This is a genomic window from Pseudomonas benzopyrenica, from assembly GCF_036884265.1.
In the GTDB taxonomy this organism is placed as follows: domain Bacteria; phylum Pseudomonadota; class Gammaproteobacteria; order Pseudomonadales; family Pseudomonadaceae; genus Chryseomonas; species Chryseomonas benzopyrenica.
Genome location: NZ_CP145723.1, coordinates 2,984,906 through 3,010,408, shown reverse-complemented (window position 1 = coordinate 3,010,408; position 25,503 = coordinate 2,984,906). Strand labels below are relative to the sequence as shown.

19 protein-coding genes are annotated in these 25,503 nt (G+C 67.3%); 11 read left to right on the top strand and 8 right to left on the bottom strand.

The window, feature by feature from the left end:
• The first annotated feature begins 220 nt into the window (after positions 1 to 220).
• The 3 genes from V6W80_RS14190 to V6W80_RS14180 all read left to right on the top strand — a co-directional run bounded on the left by V6W80_RS14190 (position 221) and on the right by V6W80_RS14180 (position 4,777).
• Entirely contained in the window at positions 221 to 2,242 is a 2,022-nt protein-coding gene (locus V6W80_RS14190; RefSeq protein WP_338547439.1) for an NADPH-dependent 2,4-dienoyl-CoA reductase, read from the top strand.
• 286 nt (positions 2,243 to 2,528) lie between these two features.
• A complete protein-coding gene (locus V6W80_RS14185) occupies positions 2,529 to 3,842 on the top strand; it encodes a chromosome partitioning protein ParA (protein WP_177323674.1) in 1,314 nt (437 codons plus the stop codon).
• Between the two features lie 11 nt (positions 3,843 to 3,853).
• On the top strand, positions 3,854 to 4,777 hold the full coding sequence (locus V6W80_RS14180) for a 1-aminocyclopropane-1-carboxylate deaminase/D-cysteine desulfhydrase (protein ID WP_257705739.1): 924 nt from the start codon (positions 3,854 to 3,856) through the stop codon (positions 4,775 to 4,777).
• Here the strand turns inward: V6W80_RS14180 and V6W80_RS14175 are convergent.
• On the bottom strand, positions 4,750 to 5,730 hold the full coding sequence (locus V6W80_RS14175; RefSeq protein ID WP_338544589.1) for a DUF1853 family protein: 981 nt from the start codon (positions 5,728 to 5,730) through the stop codon (positions 4,750 to 4,752). The genes V6W80_RS14180 and V6W80_RS14175 overlap by 28 nt on opposite strands.
• Positions 5,731 to 5,770: 40 nt before the next feature.
• Here V6W80_RS14175 and V6W80_RS14170 point away from each other — a divergent pair, with 40 nt between their 5' ends.
• From V6W80_RS14170 to V6W80_RS14160, 3 genes are read left to right on the top strand one after another with little or no spacing between them, the layout of a single operon-like run.
• Positions 5,771 to 6,655, top strand: a complete 885-nt coding sequence (locus tag V6W80_RS14170) for an NAD(+) kinase (RefSeq protein ID WP_007158929.1) — start codon at positions 5,771 to 5,773, stop codon at positions 6,653 to 6,655.
• Positions 6,655 to 7,614, top strand: a complete 960-nt coding sequence (locus tag V6W80_RS14165; protein ID WP_173147978.1) for a metallophosphoesterase — start codon at positions 6,655 to 6,657, stop codon at positions 7,612 to 7,614. Before V6W80_RS14170 ends, V6W80_RS14165 begins: the two co-directional genes overlap by 1 nt.
• Entirely contained in the window at positions 7,611 to 8,480 is an 870-nt protein-coding gene (locus V6W80_RS14160) for a rhomboid family intramembrane serine protease (protein ID WP_338544588.1), read from the top strand. Before V6W80_RS14165 ends, V6W80_RS14160 begins: the two co-directional genes overlap by 4 nt.
• On the opposite strand, the gene V6W80_RS14155 is transcribed toward V6W80_RS14160, so the two are convergent.
• Positions 8,481 to 8,804 carry a hypothetical protein gene (locus V6W80_RS14155; protein WP_160924488.1) on the bottom strand — a complete coding sequence of 108 codons (324 nt, stop codon included), beginning with the start codon at positions 8,802 to 8,804 and terminating at the stop codon, positions 8,481 to 8,483. It lies immediately after the preceding gene.
• 69 nt (positions 8,805 to 8,873) lie between these two features.
• The gene (locus V6W80_RS14150; RefSeq protein ID WP_338544587.1) at positions 8,874 to 10,640 is read right to left on the bottom strand and encodes a thiamine pyrophosphate-requiring protein; all 1,767 of its coding nucleotides are present in this window, start codon (positions 10,638 to 10,640) and stop codon (positions 8,874 to 8,876) included.
• A 111-nt stretch (positions 10,641 to 10,751) separates the two neighbouring features.
• On the opposite strand from V6W80_RS14150, the gene prmB reads away from it, so the two are divergent.
• The gene (gene prmB / locus V6W80_RS14145; protein WP_338544586.1) at positions 10,752 to 11,666 is read left to right on the top strand and encodes a 50S ribosomal protein L3 N(5)-glutamine methyltransferase; all 915 of its coding nucleotides are present in this window, start codon (positions 10,752 to 10,754) and stop codon (positions 11,664 to 11,666) included.
• 50 nt (positions 11,667 to 11,716) lie between these two features.
• A complete protein-coding gene (locus tag V6W80_RS14140) occupies positions 11,717 to 13,036 on the top strand; it encodes a DEAD/DEAH box helicase (protein ID WP_017642269.1) in 1,320 nt (439 codons plus the stop codon).
• A 55-nt stretch (positions 13,037 to 13,091) separates the two neighbouring features.
• Here the strand turns inward: V6W80_RS14140 and V6W80_RS14135 are convergent, their stop codons facing one another.
• The 4 genes from V6W80_RS14135 to V6W80_RS14120 all read right to left on the bottom strand — a co-directional run bounded on the left by V6W80_RS14135 (position 13,092) and on the right by V6W80_RS14120 (position 18,612).
• Complete coding sequence (locus V6W80_RS14135; RefSeq protein WP_184287067.1) at positions 13,092 to 14,924, bottom strand: EAL domain-containing protein; 1,833 nt, start codon at positions 14,922 to 14,924, stop codon at positions 13,092 to 13,094.
• A gap of 114 nt (positions 14,925 to 15,038) precedes the next feature.
• Positions 15,039 to 16,001, bottom strand: a complete 963-nt coding sequence (gene egtD / locus V6W80_RS14130; protein ID WP_173147962.1) for an L-histidine N(alpha)-methyltransferase — start codon at positions 15,999 to 16,001, stop codon at positions 15,039 to 15,041.
• Between the two features lie 3 nt (positions 16,002 to 16,004).
• Positions 16,005 to 17,288 (bottom strand): ergothioneine biosynthesis protein EgtB, encoded by a 1,284-nt coding sequence (gene egtB, locus V6W80_RS14125; RefSeq protein WP_338544585.1) that lies wholly within the window; start codon positions 17,286 to 17,288, stop codon positions 16,005 to 16,007.
• A gap of 97 nt (positions 17,289 to 17,385) precedes the next feature.
• Entirely contained in the window at positions 17,386 to 18,612 is a 1,227-nt protein-coding gene (locus V6W80_RS14120; protein ID WP_338544584.1) for a maltoporin, read from the bottom strand.
• A 206-nt stretch (positions 18,613 to 18,818) separates the two neighbouring features.
• Here V6W80_RS14120 and V6W80_RS14115 point away from each other — a divergent pair, with 206 nt between their 5' ends.
• Together V6W80_RS14115 and V6W80_RS14110 are read left to right on the top strand one after the other, a co-directional pair.
• Positions 18,819 to 19,763: an NAD(P)-dependent oxidoreductase gene (locus V6W80_RS14115; RefSeq protein ID WP_338544583.1), complete on the top strand. Its 945-nt coding sequence runs from the start codon at positions 18,819 to 18,821 to the stop codon at positions 19,761 to 19,763.
• 53 nt (positions 19,764 to 19,816) lie between these two features.
• A complete protein-coding gene (locus V6W80_RS14110) occupies positions 19,817 to 24,160 on the top strand; it encodes a DEAD/DEAH box helicase (RefSeq protein WP_338544582.1) in 4,344 nt (1,447 codons plus the stop codon).
• A 16-nt stretch (positions 24,161 to 24,176) separates the two neighbouring features.
• On the opposite strand, the gene V6W80_RS14105 is transcribed toward V6W80_RS14110, so the two are convergent.
• On the bottom strand, positions 24,177 to 24,902 hold the full coding sequence (locus tag V6W80_RS14105; RefSeq protein ID WP_338544581.1) for a TorF family putative porin: 726 nt from the start codon (positions 24,900 to 24,902) through the stop codon (positions 24,177 to 24,179).
• Between the two features lie 465 nt (positions 24,903 to 25,367).
• Between V6W80_RS14105 and V6W80_RS14100 the strand changes: the two genes are divergently transcribed.
• On the top strand, positions 25,368 to 25,499 hold the full coding sequence (locus V6W80_RS14100) for a hypothetical protein (RefSeq protein WP_256204554.1): 132 nt from the start codon (positions 25,368 to 25,370) through the stop codon (positions 25,497 to 25,499).
• Positions 25,500 to 25,503 lie beyond the last annotated feature (4 nt).

Genomic DNA, 25,503 nt, shown 5'->3' with positions numbered 1-25,503 from the left:
AGAGCGGTCCCGGCCCCTGTGGCCGGGTGAGATAAAGGTGCTCAGGGTAGGAGACCAGACCGCCACTGCCAAGGGGTGGCTGTGCATTTGGGTAAAGAGGTTGTCATTTCTGGTGATTGAGGCCGGGGCGCGCCGCTCCTATCGTGGCGCCAGGCTTTCCCAGAAAGGCCAACCATCGGAGACCGCCATGATCGAGTTTGCCCCCAGTAATACCACCCCTATGAATAGCTATCCGCATCTGCTCGAACCCCTGCCCATGGGGTCGATCACCTTGCGCAATCGTGTGGTGATGGGGTCCATGCATACGGGGCTGGAAGAACGGCCGGGCGGTTTCGCGCGGATGGCTGCCTTCTTCGCCGAGCGGGCGCGGGGTGGGGTCGGCCTGATCGTCACTGGCGGCATCGCGCCGAACGAAGAGGGCGCGGTGGCCAAGGGCGCGGCCAAGTTGACCACGCCCGAGGAAGCCGAGCACCACCGGCCGGTGACCGAGGCGGTGCATGCCGCCGGCGGGCGTATCTGCCTGCAGATCCTGCACGCCGGTCGCTATGCCTATAACCCCCAGCTGGTGGCGCCCTCGGCGCTGCAGGCACCGATCAATCCCTTCACCCCGCGCGAACTGGACGAGGCCGAGGTGGAGGGGCAGATCGCCGCCTTCATCCGCTGCGCCACGCTGGCGCAACAGGCCGGCTACGACGGCGTCGAGGTGATGGGGTCCGAGGGCTACTTCATCAACCAGTTCATCGCCGCACGGACCAACCACCGCACGGATCGTTGGGGCGGCGACTTCGCCGAGCGCTGCCGCTTGCCGCTGGCCATCGTCGCGGGCATCCGCGCCGCGACCGGCCCGGACTTCCTGATCATCTTTCGGCTCTCGCTGCTGGATCTGGTGGAGCAGGGCAGCACCCCCGAGGAATGCCTGCAGCTGGCGCTCTGGCTGGAAGACGCCGGGGTCAGCCTGATCAACACCGGCATCGGCTGGCACGAGGCGCGCATCCCCACCATCGCCACCCTGGTGCCGCGCGGCGCCTTCGCCGCCGTCACCGCACAGCTCAAGGGCCGGGTGCGGGTGCCGCTGATCGCCACCAACCGCATCAATACCCCCGAGGTGGCGGAAGCCATCCTCGCCGCTGGCCAGGCCGACCTGGTGTCCATGGCCCGACCGTTGCTGGCTGACGCGGATTTCGTCGCCAAGGCCGCCGCCGGCCGCGCCGACGAGATCAATACCTGCATCGCCTGCAACCAGGCCTGCCTGGATCACACCTTCGCCGGCAAGCTGACCAGCTGCCTGGTCAATCCGCGCGCCTGCCACGAGACCGAGTTGCAGATCCTGCCCGCCGCCGAATCACGCCGCTTTGCCGTGGTCGGTGCCGGACCGGCGGGCCTGGCCGCCGCCTGCACCCTGGCCGAGCGCGGTCACCAGGTGGTGCTGTTCGAGGCCAGCGAGCGCATCGGTGGCCAGTTCAATGTGGCCCGGCGCATTCCCGGCAAGGAAGAATTCGGCGAGACCCTGAGGTACTTCCAGCGTCGCCTGGAGCGACTGGCGGTGGATGTCCGCCTCAATCATCGCGTCAGCGCCGCCGAATTGCAGGCCGAGGGCTTCGCCGCGGTGATCCTGGCTACCGGGGTGACGCCGCGGGTCCCGCCGATTCCCGGTATCGACCATCCCAAGGTGCTGGGCTACCTGGACGTGCTGCTGGAGCGCCAGCCGGTGGGGCGGCGGGTGGCGCTGATCGGAGCCGGCGGCATCGGTTTCGACGTGGCGGATTTCCTCACCCATAGCCACCAAGAGGCGGAGCCCGTCACCGCCTTCTACCGCGAGTGGGGCATAGACCCCAGTTTCAGCAACCGCGGCGGGCTGGCACCGGCCGCGCTGCCGGCGGTGCCGCGCGAGGTCTGGTTGCTGCAGCGCAAGCCGGGCAAGCCCGGCAAGGGCCTCGGCAAGACCACCGGCTGGATCCACCGTGCGCGCCTGCAGCAGCGTGGCGTCAAGGCGCTCGGTGGGGTGGAATACCTGCGCATCGACGATGCCGGCCTGCACCTGCGCCTGCCCGATGGCGCCGAGCAGGTGCTGGACGTGGACAACGTGGTGCTCTGCGCGGGCCAGGAGTCCCTGCGCGAACTGGAAGCCGAGCTGCTCGGCGCCGGCGTGGCGGTGCATCGGGTGGGCGGAGCGGATGTCGCCGCCGAACTCGACGCCAAGCGCGCCATCGATCAAGCCACCCGGCTGGCCGCGGAGCTGTAACTCTTCGTTGCAATCAGGGATGATTTCTGTGATCCACTCCGCATAACATCCGATCCGGACCGACCCTCGTCCCAATGTCTGGCCTCTGTTCCATCCCGCCGACCAGGATTGGCTAAGCTGCCGTCCTGATGCGTCGGGTGGGGGCCTGGCGCATCGGAGCAGTCGGGCGGAGACGCGAGATACAGGCGTCGCCGCCAGAGGTCGGGCGCGGATGCACGTCCGGTCGCCCGGTGGCGAGACGCCGGCCTCGGAATTCATGTGGGATCGACAGAGCACGCGGCGAGAGATGGCAGAGACGTTGAACGAAGAGGCGGTACTGACCCCGGTGGTGCTGGGGTTCGGCGACCAGGGTGTGAATCGCGCCTTGCTGTTTCCCGATTTTCAGGCGCTCTGGCAGGGCGACCAGACGCTGCTCGACTGCGCCGGACGGCGCCATCGCTTCGTCTATCTGCTGCTGGACGACCATCGCCGGGTCAAGGCCACGGTGTTTTTCCTGCTGGCCTTCGATGCCCAGGGCAGTCCGCTGCCGGAATGGGACCTGCCGCTGGTGGAGCTGGCCGAGCGCGGCGGGGTCGGTCCCGACCTGGGCGCCGGGCCGATCCGCCTGGCCAGTCGCAGCCATTGTCCAATCTCCTGGCACCAGGGCGATCTCTGGGATCCGCGCAGCGATGCCGAGCACGACGACTGGCAGGCGATCCGCGATTGCCTGGGGCTGGTCGCACCGCGCGATGGCGAGGTGGAGCTGGCCGGGGAATACCATCCCAGCGCCGCCGATGGCATCGACGTCGAGGCCCGTCTCGAACGGGTCCGCCGCATCCTCGCCCAGGAACACCAGGAGGCGCTGGACAAGCTGATCGCCGGCCAGCGCACCCGGCTGCTGACCCTGACCCGCCAGCATCAGGAAGACCTGGCGCGCCTGCAGCGCGATGCCGACGAATTGCGTACGGCCAAGGCCGAGCTGGAGGTGCGCTATGCCGCCCTGGCCCAGCACCTGGAGCAGCAGCACGACCTGGCCCGCCAGGAGCGTGAAGAACTCAACGAACAGATGCGCACCCTGGAACGCAACGCCCTCTACAAGATCGAGGCGCTGCGCATCCAGTCCGAAGCCGAAAGCGAGGCCCGGGTAGCCGCGGCGGTGGGTGAGCTGAAGAATCAGCTGACCATCCGCGAGGTGGAACTCAAGTACCGCGACGAGCTGGACGGACAGTTGCAGGAAGACATCCGCCAGCTGCGCGAGCGCTGCGCCCAGCTGATCGGCGACAGCAACGAAGGCCAGTTGGAGCGCCTGGCGCGCCAGGGCATCCTGTTCGTCACCTTCCAGCCTGGCGCCGGTCATCTGATCCTCAGTCGCCAGGATGTCCCGCGTTTCAGCGCCGATCCGCTAGGGTATGTCGCCGAGCACTGCAAGGTCAGTCGCGATCAGTACCAGCGCTGGCTGGAGCATCACCAGCAGCCGGTGTGCCTGGCCGAGGTGGACGGCGAACGCTGCGGCCGACCGGTGGTGCGAGTGGAGCATCCGGCCCAGTTCGATCCTCAGCACTCGACGCTGTGCGCCGAGCACCGCGGCGATGACAGCGATGGTGACGTCGCCAATCTCTGAGCCCCTGGCTGATGACGTTTCCCACCCCCGCCGCACTCCAGGAGGTGCGGCTCGCCGCTCTGGCCGCACGCGGCCTGCGCCTGGCGGTGCTACGCCTGGATCAGCGTCCCGCCGCCCATAACGGCAACAAGGGCTACAAGCTGCAGCCCTGGCGCGAACGCCTGGCCCGGGGCGCGGGCCGTGGGCTCATCAGCCTTGGCGGCGCCCACTCCAATCATCTGCACGCGCTGGCCGCCCTGGGCCGGGAGGAAGGCTTCGCCACCGTCGGCCTCCTGCGTGGCGAGCCCTGCCTGACGCCCACCGTCGAGGACGTGCAGGCCAATGGCATGACCCTGCACTGGCTGGGCTATGGCGGCTATCGCCGCCGCCATGACGCCGACTTCTGGCAACCCTGGCAGGCCCGTTATCCCGGGCTGCTGCCGGTTCCCGAAGGCGGCTGCGACGAGTCGGCCGCCGCGACCTGCATGGCGATCGTTACCGAGCTGCGCGAGGGACTCGCCGCCCTGGGCTGGCCCGATTGCCAGCAACTCTGGCTGGCCGCCGGCACTGGCACCACTCTGGCCGGCGTGATCCGCGCCGCCGATCCCGCCTGGCAGGTGGTGGGTGGGCTGGCGGTGCCGCCCGGGCATGGCGTCGAAGCCAACCTGGACCGGCTGCTCGCGCAGCACACCAACCCGAATTGGCGCTTGCTGGACGCCAGCCGCGGTGGCTTCGGGCGCATCGATGCCGAGCTGGCCCGGGCCATGGCGGACTTCGAGGCGCAGACCGGGATCGCCCTGGAGCCGCTCTATACCGGCAAGCTCTGGCTGGCCTTGCGCCAGGAGATCGAAGGCGGCGCACTGCCACCGGGTAGTCGCCTGGTGCTGATCCACAGCGGCGGCCTGCAGGGCCGCCGCGCCCTGGAGGCTCAGCTGGCGGCGTTGGCCGCGGGCTGAATCGGCCAACCGCACGGCACCAGAAACAGTCGGGCGTCCTCGTCGCCTTGGGCGTCGCGACGCACCAGCAACTGCGGCCAGATCGGCTCGCCGTCCGGCAAGGGCAGGCAGGGCGTGTCGGCGACCGCGGGCGCCAGCCAGTGGCCCTTGGGCAGCACCTCCCAGGGGCCGTCCGGTAGCTGTCCGCGCTCGCACCACAGCTGGGGTTGCCGGGGCGGCAAGGTACCGGTCGGCCAGGGCAGGGGGCGGTCGAGGGGCTGGAACAGATAGCCGCCCAGCCACAGCGCCGCCTGCGGCGGAGCGATGTTCAGCGCGGCTAGAGTGGCCCGGGCCAGGGGCGTGGCCGACAGCGGCAGCTGGCGCTGGCGCAGATGGGCGAGCTTGCGCGCCAGCTGATCCTCGCCGCCGGGACCCAGCCAGCGTGGTGCCTGCGCTGGTCCTTCGCCCAGGTAGAACTTCACCGCCAGTTCCAGGTGATGGACGCCTTCGGCGTCCTCTACCAGCAGGTCCAGCTCACCCAGGGTACGCTCGCCCTCGCGCAGGGGCAGGTTGGCAGCGCGCAGCCGTACGCCCGGTGCTCGGGCCAGGGCGAATTGCCAGAGTCTTTCGTACTGCCGGCCCAGGCGGCGGTCGCTGCCCTGGGCAAGCCACGCGGCCAATTCAGCGGGTGCCGCGTCCTGTTGCCGCAGCCAGTCGGCCAGTCTTGCGGGGTGGCCCGCCCAGTCGCTGGCGGCCAGGGGGTGGCGGGTATCGGCGGCAGTCAGCAGCGGCGGGGCGACCAGGGTCCAGGCAAGGTCGCGCACCTGGGGCTGGCTCAGGCGGCGGGGTAGGGCGTGCAGCTCGGCAAAGGGCGTCATGGTGCCAGCATAGGCCAAGCCGGGCCGCTGCGGATCGCCGGCGGCGACCCGTGGTCGGATGAGGGCGGTTTGCCGCTGCCACGGGCTTTCGCCCATACTTTCCGCACTTTCCAGCCAACGGGGCCGCCGGCGCGTCATGGACTCCTTTCGTAACATCGGCATCATCGGTCGACTCGGCAGCACCCAGGTGCTGGACACCATCCGCCGGCTCAAGACCTTCCTGCTGCAACGCGGGCGCAACGTCATCCTGGAAAACACCATTGCCGAGGTGTTGCCCGGGCACGGCCTGCAGACGGTGTCGCGCAAGCTCATGGGCGAGATCTGCGACCTGGTGATCGTGGTCGGCGGTGACGGCAGCCTGCTCGGCGCCGCCCGCGCTCTGGTGCGGCCACGGGTGCCGGTGCTGGGCATCAACCGCGGCAAGCTGGGCTTTCTCACCGACATCCGTCCCGACGAGCTGGAAACCAAGGTCGCCGAGGTGCTCGACGGCCAGTACCTGATGGAGACGCGCTTTCTGCTCGATGCCTTCGTCGAGCGCGGCGGCGAGATGATCGGCCAGGGCGATGCCCTCAACGACGTGGTGCTGCACCCCGGCAAGTCCACCCGGATGATCGAGTTCGAGCTTTACATCGATGGCCAGTTCGTCTGCAGCCAGCGCGCCGACGGCCTGATCGTCGCCACCCCCACCGGCTCCACCGCCTACTCGCTGTCGGCCGGCGGCCCCATCATGCATCCCAAGCTGGATGCCATCGTGGTGGTGCCCATGTATCCCCATACCCTGTCCAGCCGACCCATCGTGGTGTCCGGCGACAGCACCCTGTCGATCCTGGTATCGCCGAACATGACGATCTATCCGCAGGTCTCATGTGATGGCCAGAATCATTTCACCTGCGCACCCGGCGATACCGTGACCATTCAGAAGAAGCCCCACAAGCTCAGGCTGATCCATCCGCTGGATCACAACTACTACGAGATCTGCCGGACCAAGCTCGGCTGGGGCAGTCGCCTGGGAGACGACTGATGCCCCTGGGCTACGATCTGATCGGCGACCTCCACGGCTGCGCCCATACCCTGGACCTGCTGCTGGAGCGCCTCGACTATCAACAGGTGGATGGCGTCTGGCAGCACCCCGAGCGCCAGGCGATCTTTCTCGGTGACCTGGTCGACCGCGGGCCGCGTATCCGCGGTTCGCTGCGCCGCGTGCGCGCTATGGTCGAGGGCGGTCACGCCCACTGCATCCTCGGCAATCACGAACTCAACGCCCTGGCCTGGCACACCCCGGCGCTACCCGGTACCGGCCAGACCTGGGTGCGCGAGCATACGCCGCGCCACCGTCAGCTGATCCAGGAGACCCTGGCGGCCTTCGCCGATCATCACCAGGAGTGGCAGGATCACCTGCGCTGGCTGTACACCTTGCCGCTGTGCAAGGACTTCGGCCACTTCCGCATCGTCCACGCCTGCTGGGATCAGCGGCTGATCGACGAATTCCTCCACCATTATCCGGATGCCTGCATCGACGAGGACTTCGTCCGCCAGTCCATCGTCGGTGGCAGCCTGGCCAGCCGGGTCGCCTCGCGCCTGCTCAATGGCGTGTCGCTGCCCTTGCCCCATGGCCTGCGCCTCACCGGCAGCGATGGCTATGTGCGGGCGCGCTTTCGCACCAAGTTCTGGGAGCGCGATCCCCAGACCTATGGCGACGTGGTCTTCCAACCCGATGCCCTGCCGGCGGAAATCGCCTGCGAACGCCTGAGCGATGAGGAGAAGGCCGGGTTGCTCTGCTATGGCGAAAGCGAGCCGCTGCTGTTCGTCGGCCACTACTGGCGCGATGGCCATCCCGAACCCCTGCGACCCAACCTGGCCTGCCTGGACTACAGCGCGGTCAAGTACGGCAAGCTGGTGGCCTACCGCCTCGACGACGAACGCCAGATCGACCCGGCCAAGTTCGTCTGGATCGATGTCCAGCGCGAGGAGGGCCGATGAACCAGCCGCAACCCGTGCTGCGCGTGCCCCTGGGCCGCGACCTGCTGGCCTTCACCCGCCTGCTGCGGCGCCTGCAGATCCGCCATCGGGTGGTGGAGGAGGGCGACAGCCAGGTGCTCTGGGTGCTGGACCCGGCGCGGGTCGAAGAGACCCGCATGCTCTATGAACGCTATCCCGACGGCGATCCGCGCGGCGAGGTCCAGGCTACCCGTAGCCCGCGGGGTTTCGGCCTGCTGGCGCAACTCAAGGCCAGTCCGGTCAGCGCCGTCTTTCTCGCCGTTACCCTGCTGCTGGGCCTGGCCACCGAACTGGGCGACAACCTGGCGTTGATCCACTACCTGACGCTGCAGGAATTCCGCCTGATCGACGCCGAGCACATCGCCTTTCTCGATCTCGATATCAGCCTGTCCCGTGGCGAATGGTGGCGGCTGGTCACCCCGATCTTCTTGCACTTCGGCCTGCTGCACCTGGCGATGAACGCCCTCTGGTACTGGGAGCTGGGTCGCCGCGTCGAATTCCGCCAGGGCGGTGTGATGCTGCTGCTCCTGACCCTGGCCTTCGCTGCCGGCTCCAACCTGGTGCAGTACGCCTGGACCGGACCGGCGCTGTTCGGCGGTCTGTCCGGGGTGCTCTATGGCCTGCTCGGCCATTGCTGGCTGTTCCAGTGGCTGGCGCCCAATCCGGCCTATCGCATGCCCCGTGGCGTGGTAGCCATGATGCTGATCTGGCTGGTGATCTGCCTGACCGGCGTCTTCGATCTGCTCGGCTTCGGCTCCATCGCCAATGGCGCCCATGTCGGCGGCCTGGTACTGGGCTGCCTCACCGGTCTGCTGGGTGGTGGCCTGGCGCGGCTGCGGCGGTCCTGATCAGCGCCGCCGCTTGAGCTCGGGCGCCAGACTCAGGGCATTGCGATAGCGCCAGCGCCGCTGGCTGCGGCGGCGCAGCCAGAGCCCGCACAGTAACAGCAGGGCACCGCCAGCCAGGAAGCCCTGGGCAGTCTCGCGTGCCGTCGTCAGATAAGGCGCCAGCTGTGGCGGCTGCAACCAGGCGGCGGCGCCGACCAGCAGTGCGGCCAGGCCGATCAGGACGGAAAAGATCCCTAGGCCGGCGGTCAGGGTAGTCAGGAAGGGTCGCCGCAAGCGCAGCGGCGGCGGATCGAAACGGTCGTGCTCGGGCAACTGCATGCTCATACCCCAGGCTTGGTCAGGCCGCCGAGGTTATACGCCTCGGCGGCTATTGGCGAGCCTGAGACGCGCGGGCTAGCGCAGCAGCTGGCGGGCTCCCTGCTTGAGCATGTCCCAGCGGTTCGGGTCACCGCTGGCGATGGCGCCGAGGAACGCCCTGGCCTGCTCGAAGCTGATATGGGGCGGCAAGGGAGGCACGCTGGGGTCGGTGACGAACTCCAGCACCACCGGGCGATCCGCCTCGAAGGCCTGCTGCCAGGCATCGGCCACCTCGTCCGGGCGATGGATGCGCAGGCCCTTGAAGCCCAACAACTCGCCATAGCGGGCATAGGGAAAGTCGAGCACATCCTGAGCCGGGGCGAACTTGGGATCGCCGGCCAGGGCGCGCTGCTCCCAGGTCACCTGGTTGAGGTCGCCATTGTTGAGCACCATGACGATGAAGGTCGGGTTGCTGAATCTCTTCCAGTACTGCTGGAGGGTGACCAGCTCGGCGTTGCCGTTCATCTGCATGGCGCCGTCACCCACCAGGGCGATTACCGGGCGATCCGGATGGGCGAACTTGGCGGCGATGGCATAGGGAATGCCACAGCCCATGGTCGCCAGCTTGCCCGACAGCGAACCCAGCATCTGGCCGCTCATGCGGATGTCGCGGGCATACCAGTTGGTATGGGAGCCGCTGTCGCCGCAGAGGATCGCATCCTGCGGCAGCTGGCTGGAGAGTTCATGGAACACCCGCTGCGGATTGATCGGCTCGGCGGGCGCCAGGGCGCGCTGCTCGATGGAGTGCCAGGAGTCGACCACGCTCTTTTCGATGCGCGCCCGCCACCTGTCATGGGGTTTGCTCTCCAGCAGCGGCAGCAGGCGCCTCAGGGTCTCGGCGGCATCGCCCAGCAGCGGCTGCTCGATGGGATACCTCATGCTGATGTTGCGCGCGTGCAGGTCGATCTGCACGGCCCGCGCCTGGCCCTCCTGGGGCAGGAATTCGGTGTAGGGAAAGGTCGAGCCGACGATCAGCAGGGTGTCGCATTCCTTCATCAGCAGATCGCTGGCTTCGGTGCCGAGCAGGCCGATGGAGCCGGTGACATAGGGTAGCTCGTCGGAGACCACGCCCTTGCCCAGCAGCGCCTTGGCCACCCCGGCGCTGAGCTTTTCCGCCACCGCCATGACCTCGCTACGCGCCTGCAGGGCGCCGGCGCCCACCAGCAGGGCCACCTTCTTGCCGGCATTGAGGATGTCGGCGGCGGCCTGGAGGTCGTCTTCCTGGGCATAGGGGCGCGGCGGAATGGCACCGGCACCGGAGAGGACATTGGCGTGTTGGTGCGGCGGACTTTCCACCGCCGGCAGTTGCTGGATGTCGTTGGGAATGATCACCGTGGCCACCTGGCGTTCGGCGATGGCCACGCGAAAGGCACGGTCGATGACATGGCGCAGCTGTGCCGGATGCACCACCGTCTCCACGTAGGCGGAGACGTCCTTGAACAGGGTGTGCAGGTCGACTTCCTGCTGGTAGTCGCTGCCAAGCGAGGAGGCCGCCTGCTGGCCCACCAAGGCGACCACCGGCATATGGTCCATCTTGGCGTCGTACAGGCCGTTGAGCAGGTGGATGGCGCCGGGCCCGGAGGTGGCCAGGCAGACGCCCACCTCGCCGGTGAACTTGGCATGGGCGCAGGCCATGAAGGCGGCCATCTCCTCATGGCGTACCCGCACGTAGTCGAACTGGTCGGCCACCCGACCCAGGGCGCCCATGATGCCGTTGATGCCATCGCCGGGATAACCGAAGATGCGCTCGACGTTCCACTGGCCGAGTCGCTCCCAGAGATGGTCGGCTACGGTCTTGCTCATGATGTTCTCCTCGTTGAAGGTCTAGGCTTAGGAAGAAGGGCTCGGACGTTAAGTTCCTGCAGCCGGACCGGGCGCGGGTTAGAATGCGCGGCTGATCATCCGGAGCTTTTCATGAGCGAATCCCGCCTGCGCACCTTGCGCGACCACATCCGCTGGGCCGTCAGCCGCTTCCATGCCGAAGAGCTGTTCTTCGGCCATGGCCATGACAACGCCTGGGACGAGGCCCGCGCCCTGGTGCTGGGCGCCGTGCACCTGCCCTGGGACACCGCCGACCGCTACCTGGACTGCGCCCTGGAAGACGACGAGCGCTACGAACTGGGCGTGCTGCTGCACAAGCGCATCCAGGAGCGCGTGCCCACCGCCTATCTGCTTGGCGAGGCCTGGTTCTGCGGCTTGCCGTTCACCGTCGACGAGCGGGTGCTGGTGCCGCGCTCGCCCATCGGCGAGCTGATCGAAGCGCAATTCGCGCCCTGGCTGCCGGCCACGCCGGCGCGCATCCTCGATCTCTGCACCGGCTCGGGCTGCATCGGCATCGCCTGCGCCTATGCCTTCCCCGAGGCCGAGGTGGCCCTGGGTGATCTGTCCTACGACGCCCTGGAAGTGGCCTGGCAGAACATCGAGCGGCACGGACTGGAGGAGCGCGTCTATACCGTGCAGGGCGATGGCTTCGCCGGTCTGCCGGGGCAGCGCTTCGACCTGATCGTCAGCAATCCGCCCTATGTGGATGCCGAGGACTTCGCCGACATGCCGGCCGAATACCAGCACGAACCGGCTCTGGGCCTGGCCTGTGGCGAGGACGGCCTGGATCTGGTGCGGCGTATGCTGGCCGAGGCCGCCGATCACCTCACCGAGCAGGGCATCCTCATCGTGGAGGTGGGCAACAGCCAGGTCCACGTCGAGGCGCTCTATCCGGAAGTCGATTTCACCTGGCTCGAATTCGAGCGTGGCGGCCATGGCGTCTTCCTGCTCGCCGCCGCCCAGTGCCGCGAGCACCAGGCGCTGTTCCGCAGCCGTCTGGTCCCCTGATCACTCGCGGTCGCCCGCGGCGGCCGCCCTTTCTTTACCGAGGTCTACCCGTGTTTACCGAACTCGCTCTGCACGAGCGCCTGCTCAAGGCCCTCGATACCCTGGGCTTCAAGACGCCCACCCCGGTCCAGGCCGCTGCCGTGGGCCCGGCCCTGGAAGGCCATGACCTGCGGGTCACCGCCCGGACCGGCAGCGGCAAGACCGCCGCCTTTCTGTTGCCGCTGCTGGATCGCCTGCTCAAGGATCCCAAGCCCCGCTCCGGCGCTCGCGCCCTGATTCTGCTGCCGACCCGCGAGTTGGCCCAGCAGACCGCCAAGGAAATCGAACGCTTCGGCCAGTTCACCTTTCTCAAGGCCGGCCTGGTGATCGGTGGCGAGGACTTCCGCGTCCAGGCCGCCGGCCTGCGCAAGAACCCGGAGATCCTGGTGGCCACCCCGGGGCGGCTGCTGGAGCAGCGCAACGCCGGCAACGTGGATCTCAAGGACATCGAGATGCTGGTGCTGGACGAAGCCGACCGCATGCTCGACATGGGCTTCTCCGAGGACGTGTTGCAGATCGCCGCGAGCTGCGAGCGCGAGGGTCGTCAGACCCTGCTGTTCTCCGCCACCAGCGGTGGCAACAGCCTGCGTCAGGTGGTCGAGCAGGTCCTGCGCGAGCCGCAGAATCTCATGCTGGACCGTACCGGCGAACTCAACGAAGCCGTGGTGCAGCAGGTGATCCTGGCCGACGAGCCGCCGCACAAGGAGCGCCTGCTGCAGTGGCTGCTGGCCAACGAGACCTATCGTAAGGCCATCGTCTTCACCAACACCAAGGTGCAGGCCGATCGCCTGACCGGCCGCCTGGTGGCCGAAGGTCTCAAGGTCTTCGTCCTGCACGGCGACAAGGACACCAAGGATCGCAAGCTGGCCGTGGAGCGCCTGCAGAGTGGCGCGGTCAAGGTGCTGATCGCCACCGACGTGGCCGCCCGTGGCCTGGACGTCGAAGGCCTCGACCTGGTGATCAACTACGACCTGCCGCGCAGTGGTGACGAATACGTCCACCGTATCGGCCGTACCGGTCGCGCCGGCGAGGCGGGCACGGCGATCTCCTTCGTCACCCATGGCGACTGGAATCTGATGTCCAGCATCGAGCGCTATCTCAAGCTGAGATTCGAGCGCCGTCACCTGCCGGGTCTCAAGGCCAGCTACAACGGTCCGAAAAAGCTCAAGGCGTCCGGCAAGGCGGCGGGCGTCAAGAAGAAAAAGACCGAGGGCAAGAAGGACGGCAAGGCCAAGACCAAGGCCAAAGCCAAGTCCGAGCGTCGCCCCGGTGCCCTGGTGCCGACCTCGGCCGACGGCTTCGCGCCGCCGCGCAAGCGCACCCAGGAGTGATCCCGCGGCGGGCCTGAGCCGCCAACCCGCGGCGAGACCGCGGGGAAGGGCGGGCTCAGTGCTTGGCGGTGTTGTCGAACAGCTGGAAGACCGGGGCGCGGCGGGTCGAGCGCTGCAGATCCGGTTGCTGGACCAGCAGCCAGGCCTGCAATTCCGGTTCCGCCATGGGCTTGCCGATCCAGAAGCCCTGGCCTTCGTCACAGCCCATGGCCAGCAGGCTGGCCAAAGCCTCGGCGGTCTCGATGCCCTCGGCGGTGATGCGAAAGCCCAGCTGATGGGACAGTTCGATCAGCGAGCTGACGATCAGCCGATCCTTGGTGCGATGGGTCAGCTCGCGGACGAAGCTGCGGTCGATCTTGATGGTGTCGGCCGGCAATTCGCGCAGGTGCGAGAGGTTGTTGTAGCCGGTGCCGAAGTCGTCGATGGCGATGCCGATGCCCAGCTCGCGTAGCGCCGCCAGCTGCCGATGGATCAGGGCCACATCGCCCAGCAGGGCATTCTCGGTGACCTCCAGTTCCAGGCGCCGGGGATTGACCGGATAGCGCTGCAGCAGGTCGGTGGTGTGCTCGGTGAAGTCCGGATCGTTCAGATCATGGGCCGAGATGTTGATCGCTACCCCCAGCCCTCTTCCTTCGCGTTGCCAGGCATAGGCCTGGCCGATGGCTTGCTGCATCACCCAACGACTCAGGGCGGTGATCAGCGCGGTCTTTTCCGCCAGCGGAATGAATTCCGCCGGACCGATCGGGCCCAGGTGCGGATGCTGCCAGCGCAGCAGCGCCTCGACGCTATGACAGCGACCTGTGGCCAGGTCGATACGCGGCTGGTAGACCAGGCTGAGTTGGTCGTCGGCGCGCAGCGCCTGGGGCAGGGCGCTGAGCAGGGCAAAGGCGCGGCGGTAGGCGGCGTCGTGCTGCGGATCGAAATGCCGGCAGCCGCGCATCTCGGCGCGGGCATCGTCGGCGGTGGCGATCAGGGCGCGTAGCCAGTCGGTGGGATGATCGTCGGTCAGGGACATCACCCCCAGGCCCAGGCGGGTCTGGATGGGAATGCCATTGTAGTCGAGCACCCCGGTCAACTCCTGCTGCAGGCGTTCGAGCAGCGCCTGTTGCGCGGCTTCGTCGGTATCGTGCAAGAGAAAGCCGAAGCGTGCCGGCCCCAGGCGATACAGCGGTTGTTCAGCCGGCAGCAGGCGGCGCAGGTGTTGCTTGATGGCGCGTTGCAGGCCATCGAAATGGGCCTGGCCCATGGCCTTGATGAAGTCGTTGAGATAGCTCTGGGCGAACAGGTCGGCCGCCACGGCCACCACCGGGGTGCCGGCGCGGATCAGGCCTTCGGCGTCTTCGATGAAACGCTGGCCATTGGGCAACTGGGTGACCGGATCCCAGAACGCCTCGGTACGCAGCAGTTCGATGTGCTGGCTGGCGAGGGCCGCCAGCTGCTGCAGGCCCAGCAGCCGGTCTTGCGACAGGGCGGCCCGCGGCGCCGAATCGAACAGGCACAGACTGCCAAGCATCAGCCCCTCGGCCGTACGCAGCGGTGCGCCCAGATAGTAGCGGATATTGGGCTCGCCCTTTACTACCCTCAGGCCAGCGAAGCGCACGTCGTGGCGAGCGTCTTCCACCTGCAGCGGCAGAGCGGTCTCCTGCAGATGCTGGCAGAACGACTGCGAACGCGGCACGGTGAAGGGCTCACAGCCCACCGTGGCCCGGCAATGGACCTGCTGGCCGTCAAGAAAGCAGATCATGGCGTAAGGGACATCGAACAGCCGTGCGCAAAGGGCGGTGAGGTCCTGAAAGGCACGGTCGGAAGGACGGTCGATCAAGGCGAGATCGCGCAGCAGTGCAAGACGCTGGCGTTCATTGGCCGCAGTGAGTGGAGCAGGCTCCATAGCAACGTCTCGATGCGCTGTAGTAGCAGATTGCTACTTAGAGCGTGATCGGGTCGAGAGTTCCCTCACCACCCGCCTCACACTCTGCCAGTCGTCATTTATCTGTCGAAAGGCTCAGGCCGCGAAGTAGAAGACGGCAAACAGCGCCTTGGGGTCGGTCCACACCCGTACCTGTTTGAAACCGGCGTCTTCGGCCAGCGCGCGAAAACTCTCCAGGCTGTACTTGTAGGAATTCTCGGTATGCAGGCGTTCGCCTTCATGGAAGGTGAATCGGCGGCCTTCGAGACGTACGGTCTGGTCGCGGGTGCTGACCAGGTGCATCTCGATGCGCGCCTGTTCTTCGTTGAAGAAGGCCAGGTGCTGGAAGCGCTGCGGATCCAGATCGGTATCCAGCTCGCGGCGGATGCGTTCGAGCAGGTTGAGATTGAAGGCGGCGGTCACCCCGGCGGCATCGTTGTAGGCCGCATCCAGCCGCGCCCGATCCTTGATCAGGTCGACCCCGATCAGCAGGCCACCGGTCGCTGGCAGCATCCGGTGCAGATTGCGCAGGAAGACGCTCGCCTCCTCGGGCGTGAAATTGCCGATGCTCGAACCTGGAAAGAAGGCGATGGGCCGCAAGCCATCGAGACTGTCGGGCAGGGTCATGGGTCGACTGAAGTCGGCGCAGGCGGCGCTGACGTCCAGCCAGGGGTAGTCGGCTGCCAGGCGCTGGGTGCTGCTGAGCAGGAATTCCCGGGAGATGTCGATGCCCAGGTAGCCGGCCGGATGCATCGCCTCCAGCAGCAGACGCACCTTGCGACTGGCGCCGCTGCCCAGTTCGACCAGGGCGGCATCACGGCCGGCCAGGCGAGCGATCTCGGCCGCAGCCTTGGCGAGGATGGCTTCTTCGGTGCAGGTGGGGTAGTACTCGGGCTGGCGGGTGATGGCCTCGAACAACTCGGAGCCGCGCTGATCGTAGAAGTACTTGGGCGACAGCGCCTTGGGGGTCTGGGCAAAGCCCTGGAGCACGTCGTCCCGCAGCGAGCTGTCGGCGACGGTCACCGGTTGCTGATCGAAGAAGCGCACCGCTAGAGCCATGGGTCAGACCTCTCTGGCCAGGCGCAGACCGGAGAACTGCCAGCGCATGGTGGGATAGAAGAAGTTGCGATAGGTGGCGCGCACATGGTCCTGGGGCGTGGCGCAACAGCCACCGCGCAGGACCATCTGCCCGGACATGAACTTGCCGTTGTACTCGCCCAGACTGCCCGGCAGCGGCTTGAAACCGGGGTAGGGACGGAAGGCGCTGCCGGTCCACTCCCAGACATCGCCGAACAGCTGGCGCATGCCCTGACCTTCGCCGGCGACCGGTTGCAGGTGATCCTGCTCGACGAAGTTGCCCTGGATCGGCTGGCGCCCCGCCACGGTTTCCCATTCCGCCTCGGTGGGCAGCCGGGCGCCGGCCCAGCTGGCGTAGGCATCGGCTTCATAGAAGCTCAGATGACAGACCGGTGCCGCCGGATCCACCGGGGTCAGGCCGCCCAGGGTGAAGTGATGCCAGACGCCATCGAGCTTCTGCCAGTACAGCGGCGCCTGCCAGCCGAGGCTGCGGATGGCGGCGGCGCCGTCGGACAGCCAGAGATCGCTGCGGCCATAGCCGTTGTCTTCGATGAAGGCCAGGTATTCGCCATTGGTGATCAGGCGATCGGCCAGCTGGAAGTCGTCGACGAATTGCCGATGGACCGGGGTCTCGCAATCGAAGGCGAAGCCTTCGCCACCATGGCCGACGTGACGGACGCCGCCTGGATGGCTTTCCCAGCCCAGGGGCGCCACCGGAGCTGCGGCGCCCTTGACCAGGTCGGCGCGATAGACCGGATGCAGAGGGTTCTGCGCCAGGATGTGCTTGATGTCCATGAGCAGCAATTCCTGGTGCTGCTGCTCGTGGTGCAGGCCCAGCTCCAGGCGTCGGGCGATCTCGGCGGCGTGCTCGGCCGGCGGGGCGCTGAGCAGCTCGGCCATGGCCGCGTCCACCGCCGCCCGGAAACGATAGACGTCGTCCACGCCGGGCCGTGACAGGTGCCCGCGGGCCGCCCGCGGAAAGGGCTTGCCGTGGGTCTCGTAATAGGAGTTGAACAGGTAGTCGTAGGCCGGATTGGGCGTCTGGTAACCCTTGAGGAAGGGTTTGAGGATGAACGCCTCGAAGAACCAGGTGACGTGGGCCAGGTGCCATTTCGGCGGACTGACGTCGGCCATACTCTGGATCACGTAATCCTCGACGGTGAGCGGGGCGCAGAGCGCCTCGCTGGCCCGGCGCACGCGCTGGTAGCGGTCGAGCAGGGTGGTGGCGGTGTCACTCGCTGCGGGCAGCGCGCGGGCGAGAGGATTCATGGCGTTCTCCCTGGTCGGCCTTTGGTTGTCAGGAAACCGACCGGGCGCCAGGGGTTTAGTTCGCCCGCTCAGGACGGGCGGTCTCGCTTGCCGCTCTCTACCACCAGGTTTCCAGCTGCACGCCGAAGTTGTTGCCGTGGCGGGCATCGCCGAAGGCGCCGCTGTCGGACAGCGCCGTGCCGGCCACCGCAGCGTCCTGGGCGCCGTGGTTCCAGCTGGCGTAGGTCCAGTAGAGGCGGATCTCCGGGCGGTCCATCAGCCCCATGCCGCCCAGCGCCAGCGTCGGCGCCACGGTGACCTTGTTCAGCTTACGGGTGGCCCCGCTGTCGGGGTGGATCTGGTCGTGGCCGAATTCCACCTGCAGCTTGAACAGCCGGGTGAAGGCGTAACTGGGCCGCACCCCGAAGGAATACCAGGTCTGGCCACCATCGCCCGGCGCCCAGTCGCGCTGGTAGAGCGCCAGCAACTGGCCGCCGAAGCGCGGGGTGAGCTGCCAGCGCGGCGATTCGAGCACGCGCAGGCTTTCGTAATCCTGGTCGGCGGTCAGGCTGCCGGTGGCGCCCAGTCCGGTGCCCGGGCCGCGACCGTACTGCACGGTGAAGACATTGACCCCGCCGAAGAACTGCGCCTGCTTGTGCTCGGCGGTAGCCGACCAGCCGCTGTGGGCGTTCTGCACCTGGCCGGCGCGCTGGATATAGGACAGCCCCAGTTCGATCTCGCCGCCGGGATTGGTCTTGATGCCGCCGAGGTTGAGGTCATGACGGTTGGCCTTGTCCGGCTGGTCGATGTTGTCCTCGCGACTGAAGGCATAGCTCAGCCGCATACCGCTGTCGCCCAGGCCATAGTCCTCCACGCCGAAGCCGGTACCGCTCGGATTCCAGTAGTAGAAGTCGTTGATATGGATGTCGTGACGCTTGTAGTAGCGGCGGCCGGCCCAGAGACCGCCACCATTGAGTGCCGGCAGGCTGAGGCTGGTCCAGATCTGCGGCAGGCGCACGTTGCCATTGTCGCCGCTGAAGGTCGGCGTCTGGTCGTAGACGTTGTAGAGGCTGGCCATGCCGTGCACCTTGAGTTCGGTGCCGTCGACGCCCTTGTACAGCGTCTGGTGCAATTCGAGTTCCCAGTAGGTCTCGCATTCGTTACCCAGGCGGTACTTGGCCGGTGCGCCGGGCAGCTGGAAGCAGCTCTGCTTGCCACCTTCCGCGGCGCCGCCGACACCTACCCGGCCGTAGCCACTGAATTCCAGTGCCGCGGCGCTCAGCGGCAGACCGGCCAGCAAGGCAAGGCAGGACGCGGTACCGGCCTGGCGGAGAACTCTACTCATCCCAAAAATCCCTGTGTGGTTGGCGGACGCCGATCGGACCTGGCATCAGGTCCACAAGTTGCGTGAAAACCCAAGCCATTCAAGGGCTTGGGTCGGTTCCACCGCCACGGTGAAGGGGGGCGCAAGCGGCGGCCTAAAGAGAATGGTTGACGACCATGCCCTCCGCTGGCGACGCTGGGTTTTTTGGCCAAGGAAAGTATTACAAGATGAAACCGACGCTGCTGATGGCCCCGCAATTGCCCCAGGGTCTGGTAACCCAGCTAGAAGCTCATTACCGGGTACTCGGGCCCTTTTCGCCGAACGATCCTACGGCGCTGCCCGTCGGTGCCGAGGAGGCGGTTGCGCTGCTGACCATTGGTGGCCTGCCGACCCGTGCCGCCCTGCTGGACGCTCTGCCGGCGCTGCGCCTGGTGGCCTGCTACGGCACCGGCTACGAAGGCGTGGAGCTGGCCGCCTGTCGCGAGCGCGGCATCGCGGTGACCACCGCCGGCGATGCCAATGCCACCGCCGTGGCGGAATTTACCTTTGGCCTGATCCTGGCCAGCGCGCGTTGCCTGTTGCAGGGCGATGCCTTCGTCCGCAGCGGCCGCTGGCAGGGCAACGCCGTCGAGCGCATGCCCCAGGTGCCGGGCCTGGCCGGGCGCCGACTGGGCATCTATGGCCTGGGCGAGATCGGTCGGCGCATCGCCCGGCGTGGCGAGGCTTTCGACATGGAGATCGGCTACTTCAATCGCTCGCCCCGTGCGGAACTGGACTACCTCTACCACGGCAGCCTATTGGAGCTGGCGCGCTGGAGCGATGTGCTGGTGGTAGCGGTACGCGCCAGCGCCGAAACCGTGGGCGCGGTGGATGCCGAGGTCCTGGCCGCACTTGGAGAGGAGGGCCATCTGGTCAACATCTCCCGTGGCAGCGTGGTCGACGAAGAGGCCCTGGCGGCGGCCCTGGAGCAGCAGGTCATCGCCGGTGCGGCGCTGGATGTCTTCGCCCGCGAACCCGAGGTGCCCGAACGCCTGCGCCAGCAGCCCAACCTGGTGCTCAGCCCCCATGTCGCGGCCAATGCGGCTTCGGCCCAACAGGCCCAGCAACAGGTGATGCTGGCTAACCTCGAAGCGATGGTGCAGGGAGGCGAATTGCGCAATCGCATCGCCTGAGCCGCCGGTCGGCTTGGGTTGTGGCCCCCGGTGGCCACTCCCATATTGAGCGCATGACCTCGAACTCGCCTGCCGCCGTCCTGGCGGACTTTCACGACGCGCCGCGCAGCTGGTTCACGACGCGCTTTCCCGCCCCGACCGAGGCGCAACGGCAGGCCTGGCCGGCCATTCGCGCCGGCGCCTCGGTACTGGTGGCGGCCCCCACCGGTTCGGGCAAGACCCTGACCGCCTTCTTTGCGGTGCTGGATGGCCTGGTGCAGGAGGCATTGCAGGAGGGTGGCCTGCCCGAGGCTTGCCTCTGGCTCTATGTGTCACCGCTCAAGGCCCTGTCCAACGACATCCGCCTCAATCTCGAAGACCCCCTGGCTGGCATCAGCGCGGCGCTGGAGGCGCAAAACCTACCGCCCCTGGCGTTACGCACGGCGGTGCGCACCGGAGACACGCCACAAAAGGAGCGGGCCGCCATGCGCCGGAGGCCGCCGCATCTGTTGGTCACCACCCCAGAATCCCTCTATGTGCTGCTGGGTTCGGACTCCGGGCGGCGGATGCTGGCCAGCGTGCGTGGCGTCATCGTCGACGAGATCCATGCCATCGCCGACGTCAAGCGCGGCAGTCACCTGACCCTAAGCCTGGCGCGACTGGAGACCCTCACCGGGCGTCCGCTGCAACGCATCGGCCTGTCCGCCACCCAGAAGCCGCTGGCCGCGGTGGCTGCCTTTCTGGTCGGCCGCGATGCCCAGGGGCAGGCCCGGCCCTGTACGGTGATCGACATCGGCCACCAGCGCGCCCGCGATCTGGCCCTGGAAGTGCCACCCATTCCCCTGGAGGCGATGCTGTCCACCCAGGCCTGGGAGCTGGTCTACGACCGCCTGGCCGAACTGGCCGAGGCACACCGCACCACCCTGGTGTTCGTCAACACCCGCCGCCTGGCCGAGCGCATGGCGCGCCAGCTCTCGGATCGCCTCGGCAACGCCCAGGTCGCCGCCCACCACGGCAGCCTGGCCAAGGAACAGCGACTGGACGCCGAACAGCGCCTCAAGTGCGGCGAATTGCGCCTGCTGCTGGCGACCGCCTCCCTGGAACTGGGCATCGACATCGGCGATGTAGATCTGGTCTGCCAGATCGGCTCGCCGGGCTCCATCGCCGCCTTTCTGCAACGGGTCGGGCGCGCCAACCACCAGGTCGGTGGCCTGCCCAAGGGCCGGCTGTTTCCCACCTCGCGGGACGACCTGGTCGAGTGCGTGGCGCTGCTCGACTGCGTGCGCCGTGGTGACCTGGATACCCTGCACATCCCGGTGGCGCCGCTGGATGTACTGGCGCAGCAGCTGGTGGCCGAGGTGGCCTGCCAGGAGTGGTCCGAAGCCGGCCTGCTGGCCGTGCTGCGCCAGGCCGAGTCCTATGCCGGGCTGAGCGAAGCCGACTACCGAGCCGTGGTGGAGATGCTTAGCCAGGGCTATACGGATCGCCGCGGTCCGCGGGCGGCCTACGTCCATCGGGATGCGGTCAATGGGCTTCTGCGCGGCCGCCGGGGCGGCAAAGCGACTGCGGTGATGAGCGGCGGCACCATCCCGGAGAGCGGCGACTTCAGTGTGCTGCTCGAACCCCAGGGCCATACCGTCGGCAGCGTCAACGAGGATTTCGCCTTCGAAAGCCTGGTGGGCGACGTCTTCCAGCTGGGTAACACCGCGTATCGCATCGTCAAGATCGAAGGCAGCAAGGTGCGGGTGGAGGATGCCCAGGGGCAGCCGCCCAACATCCCTTTCTGGCACGGCGAGGCCCCAGGACGTAGCGATGAATTGTCTGCAGGCCTGGCGCGGCTGCGGGCGGAGCTCGAACCGCTGCTGCCCGGTGCCGAAGAGCCGCCGGAACCGGCCATCGTCCGCATCGGCGCGGCCTATGCGCTGGAGGAGGGCGCGGCCCGTCAACTGGTGGACTATCTGGGTCGGGCGCGCCAGGCGCTGGGCGCCTTGCCGACCCAACAGACCCTGGTAATGGAGCGCTTCTTCGACCAGGCCGGCGGGATGCAGCTGATCATCCATGCGCCCTTCGGCAGCCGCATCAACCGCGCCTGGGGCCTGGCCCTGCGCAAGCGATTCTGCCGCAACTTCAATGTTGAGCTGCAGGCGGCGGCCACGGAGAATGCCCTGATCCTCTCGCTGGCGACGAGCCACAGCTTCGTCCTCGACGAGGTCTGGCGCTACCTGCATCCGGCCACCGGCGAAACCGTGCTGATCCAGGCGCTGCTCGACGCCCCCTTGTTCGCCGTGCGCTGGCGCTGGAATGCCACCACGGCCCTGGCCCTGCCGCGCTTCAGCGCCGGGCGCAAGGTGGCGACCCAGGTGCAGCGCATGCGCAGCGAAGACCTCCTGGCTACGGTCTTTCCCGACCAGGTCGCCTGCCTGGAGAATCTCGCCGGCGAGCGCCAGGTACCTGATCACCCGCTGGTCCGCCAGACCCTCGACGACTGCCTCCACGAGTCCCTCGACAGCCGTGGCTGGCTGGCGCTGCTGGCGCGCATCGCCTCTGGCCAGCTGACCCTGCTCACCCGCGACCTGCCCGGGCCGTCACCACTGGCCGCCGAGGTGCTCACGGCCAAGCCCTATGCCTATCTGGACGATGCCCCGGTCGAGGAGCGGCGGACGCTCGCGGTGCAGAATCGCCGCTTCGGCGGCGCCGAGCCCGACGAGTTGGGCGCCCTGGATCCCGCCGCGATCGCTCTAGTGCGCGAAGAAGCCTGGCCACGGCTGGAAAGTGCCGACGACCTGCATGAAGCCCTGTTGGGCGTCGGCTTTCTCACCGAGGCCGAGTTGGCACCGCACCAGACCCAGGCCCGCCAGCTGGTCAAAGCCGGCCGAGCCGGGCGGCTGCGGCTGCCGGAGCTCACCCTGTGGATCGCGGCCGAGCGCCTGCCGCTCTTTCAGGTGCTGTTTCCCGATACCCCCACGGAGCCGCTGCTCAGTCCTCCGCCCGGATTCAAGGCGCCGGTGGATCCTGAGGGGGCGCTGGTGGAACTCCTGCGCGCGCGCCTGACCGCCCTCGGTCCGGTGGACCAGCACCAGCTGGCCGCCAGCCTCGGGCTCCCGCCGGAGCGTCTCACCCCGGCCCTGCTGGCCCTGCAGGGCGAAGGCTATGTGCTGCAGGGGCGCTTCACCGAGGCAGGCAGCGCCGTGGAGTGGTGCGAGCGCCACCTGCTGGCGCGGATCCATCGCTATACCCTGGGGCGACTGCGCAAGGCCATCGAGCCGGTGCCCCTGGCCGACTACCTGAGATTCCTCCTGGAGCACCACCATCTGGTCGGTCCGGCGACCCTGAGAGGCAACGAGGGCCTTGAGCAGGTCATCGGCCTGCTGGAGGGCTTCGAGGTCGCCGCCGCCGGCTGGGAAGGGGAGGTCCTGCCCAGTCGACTGCCGGATTATCAGTTTACCCACCTCGATGATCTCTGCCGCGCTGGCCGGATCGTATGGCTGCGCCTGCCGCAACCCGGACGCGGTGGCGGCGGCCCGGTCAAGGGTTCACCCATCGTCCTGCTGCCCCGGCGCCACCTGGCCGACTGGAACAGCCTCTCCGCGCCACCCCTGGCCGAGGCCCTGTCGCCCAAGGGGCAGCGGGTGCTGGAGGTGCTGACGCGTCGCGGTGCCTCCTTCTTCGACGAGTTGCTCGGCGAGGCGCGCCTGTTGCGCAGCGAGCTGGAAGCGGCCCTGGGCGAGCTGGTTGGTAGGGGCGCGGTCAACGCCGACAGCTTCGCCGGTCTGCGCGCCCTGTTGCTACCAGCAGCCAAGCGCGGCAGCCGCACCGGGCTGCGCCGCGGGCGAATGCCTCTCTATGGCGGCATGGACGACGCCGGGCGCTGGGCGGCCTTGCGACTGGCCGAGGTCCCTACTGAGGAGCGGTTGCCGGATGCCCTGCTGGAGCGGCTGGTCGGGCTGTTGCTGCGCCGCTATGGCGTGCTCTGCTGGCAACTGCTGCAGCGTGAGAGCGAGGTGTTGCCCCCCTGGCGCGATCTCTTGCGCGCCTGCCATCGTCTGGAGGCTCGTGGCGAGATCCGGGGCGGTCGCTTCATCGCCGGCCTGTCCGGCGAGCAGTTCGCCGATCCGGCCGCCATCGCACCCTTGCGGGAATGGCGCCAGCGGCCGCCGGAGGATCTGTGGGTATGCGTGTCGGCGCTGGATCCGCTCAATCTGGTCGGCACCTTGCTGCCGGGCGCCAAGGTGCCTGCCGTGGCCGGCAATCGCCTGCTCTATCGCGATGGCGTACCCATCGCCACCCGGATAGGGGCGAAGATCAATTGGCTGGTCGAGCTGGAGGCCGGGGAACAGGTGCGGGCGCGGCAGGCCCTGCAGCAACTGGGGCGGGAACGTTCCCAGGTGGGGCTTGGGCGCAGTCTGTTGCGGCAGTAGCGGACAGCTGTGGTGTTTAGAAGAAGGGGTGCGAGGCCTTGAGCATCAGGGCGCTGTCGCAATAGGTGTTGTGACCCGAATACACCGAGCAGTCGGCGCCTCTCAGGCTGGTGCCGCTGTAGGTCAGGTTGAACAGGGTGTTCACCCATTTGCGACTCAGATTCACCGACCAGTCATTGAAGCTGCGCACCATGCCGCCGCTGTCGAGGGTGGTGGGCATGTCCAGCACATAGTTGGTGTACTTGAGCGAGACCCCGGTCCTGATCAGCGGCAGGGTACCTAGGTCGGCGTAGAGCGAAGCGTTCTGGCGTCCGGGGTCATTGGCAAAGGCCGCGCCCAGGCGCTTGCCATAGACGGTCATGCCGGAATACAACTCGCGGCTGGGATCGACGTTCTGGATCAGGTTGCTGTAATTGATCACACCCAGTTCGTAGCCGTAGCCGGGCGCGAAGCGATGCTTGTAGCCCGCATAGGTATCCATCTCCAGCAGGGGCGCTTCTGCGGACGAGGCATTGTTGGTCGTCCACTGGCCGAAGTACAGACCGCTGTCATGGGTGAGATCGAAGCCGCCGCCCATGCCGGCGGAGTTCGGCGCGACCAGGCCCTGAGCCATGCTGCGGGACGGCGCCGTGCTCATCTTCAGAGCGAAATCCCCCACCTCGCGCTGCATGCCCCAGCTGGCCGCCATCACCGGGCTGCCCAGGAGTCCGAGGACGAGAAATAGAGGTAAGGATCTGTTCATGGAAGCACTCCCGCTGTGCTGGTGACGCGCCTGATAGAAGTAATGGAGATAACAACAAGCAGGGAAAACATCGGAGTGCGGACACCCTGATGACATCGTTGTTATTGGATGAGGAACCGCGGCTAACCCGTTATCACTCTGGGATGATAACCAACGAAGGCAGCGTTTTTTCACCATTCGTCAGGTTTCGAGAGGTGGATTGAACTCGCCACGCAGATCAAGACAGACAGATTTGTTATGGGTTCCAATAACAATCGGCATCTGGCCAATCAGTGACGTCTGCTAGCTGACATCTCTGGCAGGCAGCCTAGAGACATACTTTCTGACAAAGCTCAGCCTTGTTGCGACGAACAACCGCAGCCCTGTGGATTGAATCGGTCGGTGAAGACTCAATATTGTGGAGGAGGGCAGCACGCCCTGCCCGCTGTAGCTGTCCCTGACTGAGCGCTGGCTCGAGGAGTTTCCATGAACGACCGTATACAAGCTCTGATGCTGGACCTGCTCGCCCGACTCGGCCTGGTGAAGGCCATCCCGATTCCCAGTCGCGAGCGCGAGCAGTTGGCCGCCCAACGGCGTCGCGCGCAGCAGCGTCGCTAAGCGA

Excerpts from the sequence above, each read along its gene's own strand:
- V6W80_RS14135 (WP_184287067.1), bottom strand. The coding sequence starts at position 14,924 with ATGGAGCCTGCTCCACTCACTGCGGCCAATGAACGCCAGCGTCTTGCA.
- V6W80_RS14115 (WP_338544583.1), top strand. The coding sequence starts at position 18,819 with ATGAAACCGACGCTGCTGATGGCCCCGCAATTGCCCCAGGGTCTGGTA.
- V6W80_RS14185 (WP_177323674.1), top strand. The coding sequence starts at position 2,529 with ATGGCAGAGACGTTGAACGAAGAGGCGGTACTGACCCCGGTGGTGCTG.
- V6W80_RS14180 (WP_257705739.1), top strand. The coding sequence starts at position 3,854 with ATGACGTTTCCCACCCCCGCCGCACTCCAGGAGGTGCGGCTCGCCGCT.
- V6W80_RS14170 (WP_007158929.1), top strand. The coding sequence starts at position 5,771 with ATGGACTCCTTTCGTAACATCGGCATCATCGGTCGACTCGGCAGCACC.
- V6W80_RS14175 (WP_338544589.1), bottom strand. The coding sequence starts at position 5,730 with ATGGGCGAAAGCCCGTGGCAGCGGCAAACCGCCCTCATCCGACCACGG.
- V6W80_RS14100 (WP_256204554.1), top strand. The coding sequence starts at position 25,368 with ATGAACGACCGTATACAAGCTCTGATGCTGGACCTGCTCGCCCGACTC.
- V6W80_RS14190 (WP_338547439.1), top strand. The coding sequence starts at position 221 with ATGAATAGCTATCCGCATCTGCTCGAACCCCTGCCCATGGGGTCGATC.
- V6W80_RS14155 (WP_160924488.1), bottom strand. The coding sequence starts at position 8,804 with ATGAGCATGCAGTTGCCCGAGCACGACCGTTTCGATCCGCCGCCGCTG.
- egtD (WP_173147962.1), bottom strand. The coding sequence starts at position 16,001 with ATGGCTCTAGCGGTGCGCTTCTTCGATCAGCAACCGGTGACCGTCGCC.
- V6W80_RS14150 (WP_338544587.1), bottom strand. The coding sequence starts at position 10,640 with ATGAGCAAGACCGTAGCCGACCATCTCTGGGAGCGACTCGGCCAGTGG.
- V6W80_RS14105 (WP_338544581.1), bottom strand. The coding sequence starts at position 24,902 with ATGAACAGATCCTTACCTCTATTTCTCGTCCTCGGACTCCTGGGCAGC.
- V6W80_RS14165 (WP_173147978.1), top strand. The coding sequence starts at position 6,655 with ATGCCCCTGGGCTACGATCTGATCGGCGACCTCCACGGCTGCGCCCAT.
- prmB (WP_338544586.1), top strand. The coding sequence starts at position 10,752 with ATGAGCGAATCCCGCCTGCGCACCTTGCGCGACCACATCCGCTGGGCC.
- V6W80_RS14160 (WP_338544588.1), top strand. The coding sequence starts at position 7,611 with ATGAACCAGCCGCAACCCGTGCTGCGCGTGCCCCTGGGCCGCGACCTG.
- egtB (WP_338544585.1), bottom strand. The coding sequence starts at position 17,288 with ATGAATCCTCTCGCCCGCGCGCTGCCCGCAGCGAGTGACACCGCCACC.
- V6W80_RS14120 (WP_338544584.1), bottom strand. The coding sequence starts at position 18,612 with ATGAGTAGAGTTCTCCGCCAGGCCGGTACCGCGTCCTGCCTTGCCTTG.
- V6W80_RS14110 (WP_338544582.1), top strand. The coding sequence starts at position 19,817 with ATGACCTCGAACTCGCCTGCCGCCGTCCTGGCGGACTTTCACGACGCG.